This is a genomic window from Vannielia sp. SX4, from assembly GCF_052828525.1.
Genome location: NZ_CM128247.1, coordinates 3337102 through 3346343 on the forward strand (window position 1 = coordinate 3337102; position 9242 = coordinate 3346343).

At 58.4% G+C, this 9242-nt stretch carries 9 protein-coding genes; 1 reads left to right on the forward strand and 8 read right to left on the reverse strand.

Annotation, left to right across the window (positions count from 1 at the left end; all coding sequences use genetic code 11):
• Window positions 1–134 precede the first annotated feature (134 nt).
• From ACUXVX_RS16500 to ACUXVX_RS16530, 7 genes are all read right to left on the reverse strand, one after another.
• A complete protein-coding gene (locus ACUXVX_RS16500; RefSeq protein ID WP_446309141.1) occupies window positions 135–764 on the reverse strand; it encodes a hypothetical protein in 630 nt (209 codons plus the stop codon).
• Between the two features lie 81 nt (window positions 765–845).
• Window positions 846–1613: a hypothetical protein gene (locus ACUXVX_RS16505; RefSeq protein ID WP_446309142.1), complete on the reverse strand. Its 768-nt coding sequence runs from the start codon at window positions 1611–1613 to the stop codon at window positions 846–848.
• A gap of 427 nt (window positions 1614–2040) precedes the next feature.
• Entirely contained in the window at window positions 2041–2388 is a 348-nt protein-coding gene (locus ACUXVX_RS16510; RefSeq protein WP_446309143.1) for a recombinase family protein, read from the reverse strand.
• Entirely contained in the window at window positions 2385–2558 is a 174-nt protein-coding gene (locus ACUXVX_RS16515; RefSeq protein ID WP_446309144.1) for a hypothetical protein, read from the reverse strand. The genes ACUXVX_RS16510 and ACUXVX_RS16515 overlap by 4 nt, the downstream gene beginning before the upstream one ends.
• 104 nt (window positions 2559–2662) lie before the next feature.
• Window positions 2663–4060 (reverse strand): hypothetical protein, encoded by a 1398-nt coding sequence (locus ACUXVX_RS16520; protein ID WP_446309145.1) that lies wholly within the window; start codon window positions 4058–4060, stop codon window positions 2663–2665.
• Between the two features lie 1163 nt (window positions 4061–5223).
• The gene (locus tag ACUXVX_RS16525; RefSeq protein ID WP_446309146.1) at window positions 5224–5871 is read right to left on the reverse strand and encodes a recombinase family protein; all 648 of its coding nucleotides are present in this window, start codon (window positions 5869–5871) and stop codon (window positions 5224–5226) included.
• 438 nt (window positions 5872–6309) lie between these two features.
• Window positions 6310–6624: a hypothetical protein gene (locus ACUXVX_RS16530; protein WP_446309147.1), complete on the reverse strand. Its 315-nt coding sequence runs from the start codon at window positions 6622–6624 to the stop codon at window positions 6310–6312.
• Window positions 6625–6845: 221 nt separating this feature from the next.
• Here ACUXVX_RS16530 and ACUXVX_RS16535 point away from each other — a divergent pair, with 221 nt between their 5' ends.
• Complete coding sequence (locus ACUXVX_RS16535) at window positions 6846–7193, forward strand: hypothetical protein (RefSeq protein WP_446309148.1); 348 nt, start codon at window positions 6846–6848, stop codon at window positions 7191–7193.
• Window positions 7194–7338: 145 nt separating this feature from the next.
• Here the strand turns inward: ACUXVX_RS16535 and ACUXVX_RS16540 are convergent, their stop codons facing one another.
• Window positions 7339–9240, reverse strand: a complete 1902-nt coding sequence (locus tag ACUXVX_RS16540) for a DEAD/DEAH box helicase (RefSeq protein ID WP_446309149.1) — start codon at window positions 9238–9240, stop codon at window positions 7339–7341.
• Window positions 9241–9242: the final 2 nt, after the last annotated feature.

Sequence of the window (9242 nt, forward strand, 5' to 3'; positions counted from 1 at the left end):
CCGCTTCTAGGTCGTCATTTTGCGACCCGGCGGCTGCGATCCGGCGGCTGAGGTGTGTCAGGGTGCCAGACGTGGCGGAGCAGAACCGCATGAGTTCTGCGTCCGTCTTCCTCGTGAGGTCCGGGGCTGCCATCTCAGACGCGAATGCCCTGAAAGCCGCCTTGAGTGGCAGCCCCTGCTCCTGCACCTCCGGCAGCTAGCTGCGTGAGTGTCTGGCCGGAGCCGATGCCGGTGCGTCCGAATGCGTTGATCTCCAGAACGGAAGTCGGGCTCCGCCCTTCTGCAAGCATCATCTGCGCCATGGCTGCCACTGGGCCGCGTTCGTCACTGGCCGTGTCGTAGGTTGCGCGGATGGACCCGTCTCGGGGGCTTTGCTCGATGAAGCCGGTATCGGTCGCAGATACGCGGATAGTCACCCCGGCTTGGATCGACGCCCGGAACTCCGCCCGCCGCGCTTCTTCCTCAGCACGGGTAGAGGCAAGTTCTGCGTTGCGCTTGATTTCGGCTTTGTCGGCCTCCAGCTTCGCACGGCCCCAAGCCGTGATGACTTCTAGGGTGTCCATGAACTGCTGGAACTTCTCCTCCGAACCTCGGCAACGAAGTACGGCGTCTCGGGCTTCACGGCGCAGCTTGGTGGTCAGGCCGTGCCGGTCGCCGGGGAAGGATACGGCAGTCCAGTTCGTCACGGTCGGGTCGTACTCGTGCCCGAGGTGCTCTGTCTTGCGCGTCTCGGTCGCATCGGGCGTCTTGGAATTGGTCTTCATAGGTTGGTTCTTTCTTGGTGGTGGGCATGCAGCCCTGATGAGCGGCCCCATGACGGGGCCGGATGATCTTGGTGAAAGCGGTCAGGTGAGGCTGTCTTGATACCAGCCAATGGCGCGGGCCTTTGGCAGCACGGGCAGCCCGTCGAACTCGGCTTCCCTGAGGGCGTAGTCTGTCCGCCCGGTGATGAGTTGCAGGTCAGTAGCTATCCACCGCCGAAGCAGGCTGGCCTGATAAGGGCCGATGTCTGCCCGCTCTGCCTTATTGCCGTTGGACAGCGCCCGGTGCACGCAGCGGAGCCATGCCTTGTCGGCGTGCCGGGTGTAGCCGGGTTGAGGGGTCCAGACGCCGCGCTCAAGGAGGATGCCGAACGCGATGTGGTGATCGATGAAGCGGCGCGGCTCAACCCGGTGGCGAAGGCTCAGGCCGTAGGCAAGGTAGGCCGGAACCCGCTTGTCTGCGCTCTCAAGTTCCGCTGCCCGCGCGTAGCACTTCCCGGGGAGGGTCTGCACAGCGTGAACCGCACGGGCCAGAACCGGGGCGTCGTTGACTTTGTTGAGTTGGAGTTTCACGGCGTCCCGTACCCGGTAGAACTCGGGCCAAGGAATGTCGCACGGGTACGGTGCGCCCATCCGGTGGCAGAGCCGCGTGTGGTACTCGCAGAGTTTCACGGCATAGGAAGCCCGGATGAACGGGTCTTGATACGCGAGGTCTTGGCAGTCATGCATCTCGCATTGCAGGTGGCGGGGCGGGACTTCTCCGGTCAGATCGTAGTGGTCTCGGGTGGGCCGGAAGCCGCGTTGCCCGGGCACCGGCACGTTGTGCCAGCGGCCTAGTCCAGTCTTGGCCAAATCGGTGTCCTTTCATGTCTCCGAACTTCGCTCGCAACAAGCGTGGCCGGGTGGTGGTGATTGCGGGTGGTGGTCCTTCGATCCGGCCTGTGAGGGCCGTTTGCGTGAACGGCAGAGAGGGAGGCCAAGCGGCCCCTGAACTAAACCACGAGGCTCAACCTCTCTGCCGTCCTCAGCCCCACTCAGGAGAAAGGACCAAAAGCCCTGAGCGGGTACATGGCCCGTTGGTCGGGCTATGTGTTGTTGTTGCTTTGATATCGGGTGAAGCACCCGCCACCGGCCCTGATTACAGCGCCTGTGTAGATCGGCCGTTTAGGGCGACCGTTTAAGGCAGCGGGCAACCCCAATCAGATCTTGTGCGATGCTCTCGTGTCCAGGTGCGATGTCAGGCTCGGTGCCGTTTACGGCGCCTGTTTATGACGGTTGTTTACAGCGCCAGCGGATCAGCAGACACGGGCAGAGCGGCCAGTGGGTCTCCCGGCACTGTCTGGGTCGTGGGGCTCTGAACATGCAGCGCCGCCAGCGGATCACGGCTTTCGTGCACCGGGGCGGTTGGTTGCTCCAACCGGTGCAGAATGTCGAGCACCTGCTTCGGCCCCCATGATCCGCCGTTGGCCGTGGGGATGCCCGCTTGGCTCAGGGTGGCAGCGATCTCCCGGAGGGATTTGCCATCAGCCCGGAGCGGGAGAATGTGGCCGGAGAGTTCCTCGGATCGCCGCTGGGCATCTTGCTGGCGCTGTTCGTTCGGGGCCGCGAGGCGCGTGCTGTGGGTCATGCCGCGAGCCCTTCGGAACTGTGCGCGTGGTACTCGCAGCGGAGGGAGCAATGCTTTTTGCCCCATGCCGTGCTCTGGGCCGGGTCGAAGGTCTGGCCGCAGTTCGGGCAGGGCTTGAAGCCGCTACACCCGACCGGAGCCGGGGCGGTGTTGATGGGTGCATGTATCATTCTGGTGTCCTTTCTCGATGATGATGCAGAGCGCCAGCAGGGCCGCGTGGAGCGGCCCCGTGGGCGGGTTCTTGTAGCTTGGGTAGGGTCACAGCCGGGGGGCGTCAGATGTCGCCGCAGAGCCATCTCTGGAACAGGCTGCGCATCCGCTTGGACGGGACGTACAGCGTGATCTGCTTGCCGTCCCGGATCGCAGACCGGTACACGAACTGGACCATCTCCGACACGGCGAACAGGTCATTGAACTCGCCCTGCGAAGGGACGCCCAGCGTCTTCGCAATGCCGGGGTTCAGGTTCTTGTTGTAGAGGTAGATGACGGTCTGGCAGTCGCGGAAGGCGTTCGTTCCCCGGGTCACATTCGCAGACCAGCGGGAGAGGTTGAACAGGCCCGTGGTCTTGCGGCCCTGCTTGCAGATCGGCCCCGGCTGCGGCTTGCTGCCCGGGGGCAGATCAGCTTCGGACTTGCCGTCTCGATACCACAGGCTCTTCAACGATGTGACAAGCACGCTTCCGGCGGGTGCTTCCTTGAGGTCCGTGACCCGGAGCCGCTTGAGCGCGTTGACCATCCGCCGCTGGTGCGTCGCTGTGAGCCTCCCGGGGTCGAGTTCGTTCACGGTGAACTGCATGCCATCAATCCCGGGGATAGTCGTGACGGTGATGAGTTCCCTGGCCCGTGTCCGGAGGCGTTCCTCCTCGGCTTGGTGCTCGGGTGTCCGCCCAGCTTCGTACCGGATGCCGTGCTTGTCCATGAACGCCTGTAGGAGGCTGCCTGCGAACCGATAAGTCATGATGGTCAGGGACCGGCCCGAGGTCAGGAGCGCCACGGGTAGTTCCCAGACGAGAACCGTCTCGCCACACGCCCAAAGGCAGCCCGCCTCAGCATGGCTGTAGAGCGTCTGGCTGAGAGTGTTCTCACCCCGCAGCACATCGTTGCGCCACTTGTCGGTTGGGTGCACCTGCCTGTTCTCACGTATCTCCGCATAGCCATCCCGGAGGTACTGGTTCCGCCAGACAATACCGTTGACCCGATCTGCCGAGGGGGTCTTGGACCCGGAGGAGAGCAGGTCCGAAGTCTTGGGCACTTCGTCAATGCAGATGTCGTATCCGGTGAGCAGCCCTTCCCGGGCAACATACGCCAAATCGCTGTAGAGCGCGTGCGTGCACACGACGCTTTCACCGGCCATCAGCAACTCCCGAAGGTGCCCCCGCTTCGTATGGCTGATGTCATTCGGATCATCCGGGTTTGCGAGTTCCAGCCGCGCCACAGGCTGAACCAAGGGCACCTCGGCCCGGTGAATGATCTCCTGCACATCTTCAAGCAAAGGCGTCACGATGAGGTACTGCCGGAGTGGGTTGAGGCTCGAAATCATGGCAGAGGTCTTCCCTGCCCCGCAGATACGGTCGATGACCTGAACGACAGGAGCAGCCGCTTGAAACTGCGGGGTAGTATCGTCCGGGCTGATGCCGAACTGCCGCAGGATTTGCGGCGAATGGTCGAGCATGGCGCTTGTCCTTTCATGCTGATTTGCCCCACGGCGCGGGGCCATGGGATGCGTCTCAGGAGGATCGTGCGGGTGATCTTCCTGAGGTTCTTTCTCTTTACAGGCCGGGGGCGTCCGAGCCTTATAAATAAGGGGTTCCAGAGCAGCCGCGAACGCACTTTGCGTTCATGCTTTCGTCCGGAGGCTCATTGCAGCGCCCATCCGGGGTTGCCTGCGAGATGTTCCACCGGGCGGTATCCGAGGTGTTCAGGAGATGTGAGGCCCTCGGGCAAGCCCCCGTCACAAGAACTCGAAACAAACAGGCGGGGCTGAGCTAATGCCCCGGGTTCTGCGTGCATCTGGATAGGGTGATTTTTCGGGTTGCTACACGAATGAACGAAACTCCCGGGTGATCCGGGTATCCACTCAAATGCGCACATCAAGCATCCGGGCATAGCAGATCGCCTCCGGTCGCAACCCCAACGGGAGAGATGGGTCACGGCAGGCAAGTGGAGGCGATCAGCGATGGCCGGGTAATCAGGGGCATCTGCTAGGCGTCGTGTCGAAGCACTAACGCGAGGCTAGGATCACTCCACCCGCCGTCAGCGTATACTGTCTGAGTTGACCCAGCAGACGCGAGTGGAGTGCCTAGAAAATTGTTCTATTTCTCCGTCCTAAAGCCTGCATTGCTGCAGGGTAGGCAGCCAGTGGGTTGCTAAGACCAGTCCTTTGGAGACCATCCCCTGTTTTCTCAGGGAGCACGTTGCTCTTTCGTCCGACCCAGTCGGTACCGCCGGTGTATCCACGGGTCCGGTTCCACGGACGTCCCGCTACTGTCTGGTTTTCACACCACCCTAGCCTTCACCGGCTTCAGTCGGGTTACACTTCTGGCGTTCCTTCGACCGGGTTTCCTCGGCTCGTCGGAACAGCCGAGACATAGTTATTGGGATCGCACAAAAACAAGGAGCCCGCGCCAAAATAATTCCAACTAACTGATTGTAATAGAATAATAAATCCAACGTATTCAGCTCTTCATATAAGTCTTGTGTACTACTGTTTTGTGCGGTCCTAGTTCAGCCTGCCGTGTTCCCTGCGAAGGCTTCCAAACCTAGCAAACTTGCCCGCTCAACTGCAGCGTTCTCGGCGATGTGAAAGTGCACTGTTCACAGCGGGTCACTGCGCCCTCAGGCTGCCTTCGCTTCCCAAGCCCGCAGCACGCCGTCCGCCTTCGCAGGATCGGCCTTGATCCGCAGAACCGTTTGGCGTGAAAGCCCGGTGGCCTTTGCTATCTCCGATGCCCCAGCCCCCTTTCCCAGCAATTCGAGCACGGCTACGAGGCCATCCCGATCATAAGACGGCTTCCGCCCGAGGTAGCTCTCTGGCTCTCGCTCCTTGGCAGCCGCTATCCCGGCCTTCTGAGCCTCCTTGGCGGCCTCGGCCTGGGATTGAGCCATGGCGGCCATGAAAGCAATCAGAGCGTCCCTTACGGCCTCCTGCATCGGGTCTTTGGTGGCCCCGTCGAAGGTCAGTCCGTTGATGACCGTGCGGATCACCACGCCCTTGCGCATGAACTCCCGGATGCAGTCGGTTACGTCCTGATAGTTGCGCCCAAGGCGATCTACCCACCTGACGACGAGGGTATCGCCCGTGCGAAGCATGTCGAACAGCCGCCTCCCCTCCGGCCTTTCCCGCAGCATTGTGCTGATGCCGGAAATGCCCTTGTCGGATACAACGTGGTCGATCTTGAAGCCTGCGGCCTCGGCTTGGGTTTTCTGGTGCTCTAGCGTTTGATCGGACGTGGAGACGCGGGCGTACAGAATGGTCTGTGACATGGCTCTAAACCTATGTTCGTATGGGTCATGTCCGCTGAGTATGCTGTCCGTTGGCGAAAGTCAACCCTTACGGACAGGCGCTAACCGGCAGCGCCAAGTGACCGCTACGCTATACTCTTACGGGCGCGTCGGTGGGGGCCGCAAAGATGGGCATGTAATATCCTCGGGGGGGTATCCGACCAGGCATGCGCCAAGGCAACTTTGGACATGAGTTATCGGGTCCGGGATGCAGCAACTGCCCCTTGAGGTCTGGAGACATGGACTTCGGCCAGACCGGGCCACGCGAGGGCGCGCGACCCGAGTTAGGCTTGGTGCCAGACGGCGTGCACCTAGCAGCCCCCTATGGGGGAAGGTCGCGGTCGGGATGGAATAGATATCCTCTCGCAAAAATTCGTCAGAAATTCTGGGCCGCTCGGATTGGCCGATGCAGTCGGACCGCTAGCCTTCTGATTCGTGCCAATCCCGGATCGTTCGGGTCAGATTGGACAGGGCGAACCCCCGGCTGACCCGGTAGTCCAAATGCGCAAAGCCCTCGGAGAACATTGGCGCGGTTTGCCCGTCCACGAGGAACTCGTAGCGCCCGCTCTCGTCGTCCACTCCCGGCTCGGCTTCCAAGTCATAACCTACGACACGCCAAGTGCCCAGAACCTCACCATCGCGCGTAATGACATCCCCCGAGGCAAGTCTGACCGCGTATCCGCTATCCAGCCACTCCTCGTGGCCAACGAAATTTATTGGATAGATCAGCTCCATACCGTCCCAGATAGGCGAAAGCAGAAAATGTGGCAAGCTGTGTGCGATACAGGCGGCAAATATTGCTTTCCGCCGCAAGCTGGCATCCTGCGGGCACCACCATGACTGCGGTGCGGCCCACCAAGGCGGAGTATCCATATACCAATCGAACCCTCCAGAAGTTGGTTGAAAATTTCCGTTCTCAAGCTCATCATCACGGTGGATTTTGAAAGGTAGAATGGATGAGTGAAGCACTCTGGGCACTTGTTGGCGTTATAGTTGGCGGCCTTTTAACGGGATGCGTCGAGTTATTTCTGCAAAGGCGGCAATTTCAGCATGAAATAAGACTCCTGAAGCAGCAAAGGCTCGGTGCTGAAGTTGCTAAGGAGATCTTGACGGAAATGCTGAATCACAAGTCTTACGTTGATCGCTCATTCCAAGCGCTAAGACGACCGATTGGCGGATTCACCGATGAAGAAGTTCGACAGATGCTTCATGAAGTCAATGCTCGTCGAGTTGAACGCGAAGATGGCTCCGAATGGTGGTTTCTGCGGTCCCGAGCAGAAGAGCGCCAAAGGAATCCCGAGTGACAAGCTCCCTAACCGCCCAAAGCTGATTTACATGCGGGGACAAATGTCATTTACCGGCCGCAAGAAATCGCGCCTGATCCGCCCCGCTAAAACGGGCTATTCGCGAATACACCTTGAGTCTCGAGAGCGCTTAATTCGCAAACTCTTAGTTCAAGCAAACCTTCAGCAGTCTGATTTCAAACTCGCTTAACCGATTTCGCACTCCGTCGCCGAGTTCGTCAATTTGACGACGGGCAGATTCAAAATCATCACTCGGCAATATGCCGGATAAGCGCTGAATAATCGGCACAGGAACACCAAACTCATCCAAGGCACGAAGTTCCCCCGGAATGAATAACCCTTGTAGCTGACCAGCATAAACGCGGTAATCGACCTCTCCAACTCCAATCACGGCATCCACCACGTCGTTGAGTGCTCTCAACACTTGAGGAAAAGTGTACTCTGCGCCACGGATGAAATTGAAGCAGCGATCAATCTCCGATTGGGCCGGTAAACCCCCAGAGCTTACAAAACGATCTAGGAAATCTCGCATAGACTCGCTTACCCTCAAACGATTTGCAAAATGCGCTACTGCTCGCGCCGAGCGCATGTCGTGTTTGCTGAACCGCAGGATATTCCAAGGAACGCCAAATGTTGCTTCGGCTTGCTCAAACGCCGGCACCCCCTTCCAGCGCAATAAGGAGTTCTCGTGCGCAAACTCTTGCAAGACCACTTCCGCAAGTGTGTTTAGCTCGTCAACCCCAAACTCTGCCCAACGCGAAAGAACTTCGGGTGGCAACTCGCTTGCGCCCTGAATAGCTCTCTTCCTGCGTCGCGCTGGGTCCGACAATACATCGTCTTCCAACTGCATAAGCAGTTCCGGTTGAAGCAACTCATCTGGGTTGAATAAGGGAACGTGCACTTCAAAGTTTTCCGGCTCAGGCGTTGGGTTGTATAAGAACACCTTCCCAATATTGTGCCTGAACATGCGGCCAGCACGACCCTTAATGTTGTCGAAAGTAAATCGATCCAGTTTAGTGGTGTTAATGTTTCGGTCATAGATGAAAACATTCTCCGCAGCAGTGTTAATGCCTTCGATCATGGATGATGTGCAGACAATGGCCGCCAAGTCGCCCTTGTTAAACAAGCTAATCATTAAGTGAGCTATTGAACGCGGTACGCGCCCATGATGAATCCCAATACCCCTAGCTACACCCTTTGCCAGGAACCACTCTGGGTGGAAGTTATCTGCAAGCCAACTGCCCAACTCTTGCGTGAAGTCCGATCTCCTGACCAGTCCGGACTTCAGTAGGTCATTGGTCAAACGAGATGCCGATGGAGGTGACTGCACGTATATCAATGAGTTTGTCCTTTCAACGGACTGCAAGTCTTCAATTAGATGCCTTGAACTTGGCCCAACGTCCGTCCGGTCAATGATATCTGCGGTAACTGGGCTGTAGCGTGTCCTTAAGAACTCAACGTCGTCTCTGAAACTACCAGCATTTGGAACTTCATCAATGGAAGGTCCCAAAAGGTAGATTTGTTTGGCCGTCTTCCCGTACCTCGCGAGGATTGTGTTTAGTGCCAAAGACCGCCTGTCGTTCCGCTCCAGGTCGAGCTTGTAAAATTCATCAATGACAAAGAGGTCGATATTCTCAATGCGCTCTCTCTCCAGCAGTCTTTCTTGAGTTCCTATGAATATCGCGTGTACTTGAGTTCGCTCCTCGGTTGTTCGAGTTATAACTTGATATTCGGGAAAGCGCGCCTCCATCCTGCGTCTAAATTCATCTAGAAGCGCGATGGTAGGGACCACAGCTACGACTGTCCGAGGCTTGTTTTTGGATATGATCGCGTCAATGAGCAAACTCTTTCCAAAGCTGGTGGGCGCCGAGAGAATTAAGCTTTTTCCCTGTGCCAGTTTATTGAATACGATTGCTTGTTCGATGTGGAAAACGAAGCCTTCCATGCCTGGAACGCGCATGGTCTCGGTCGCAAGTTGGTCGCGCCAGCCTCCCCTTTCTTTGATGTAGGGGAAAAGTCCTACTTCGCGTAGGATAGCATCGATCATTG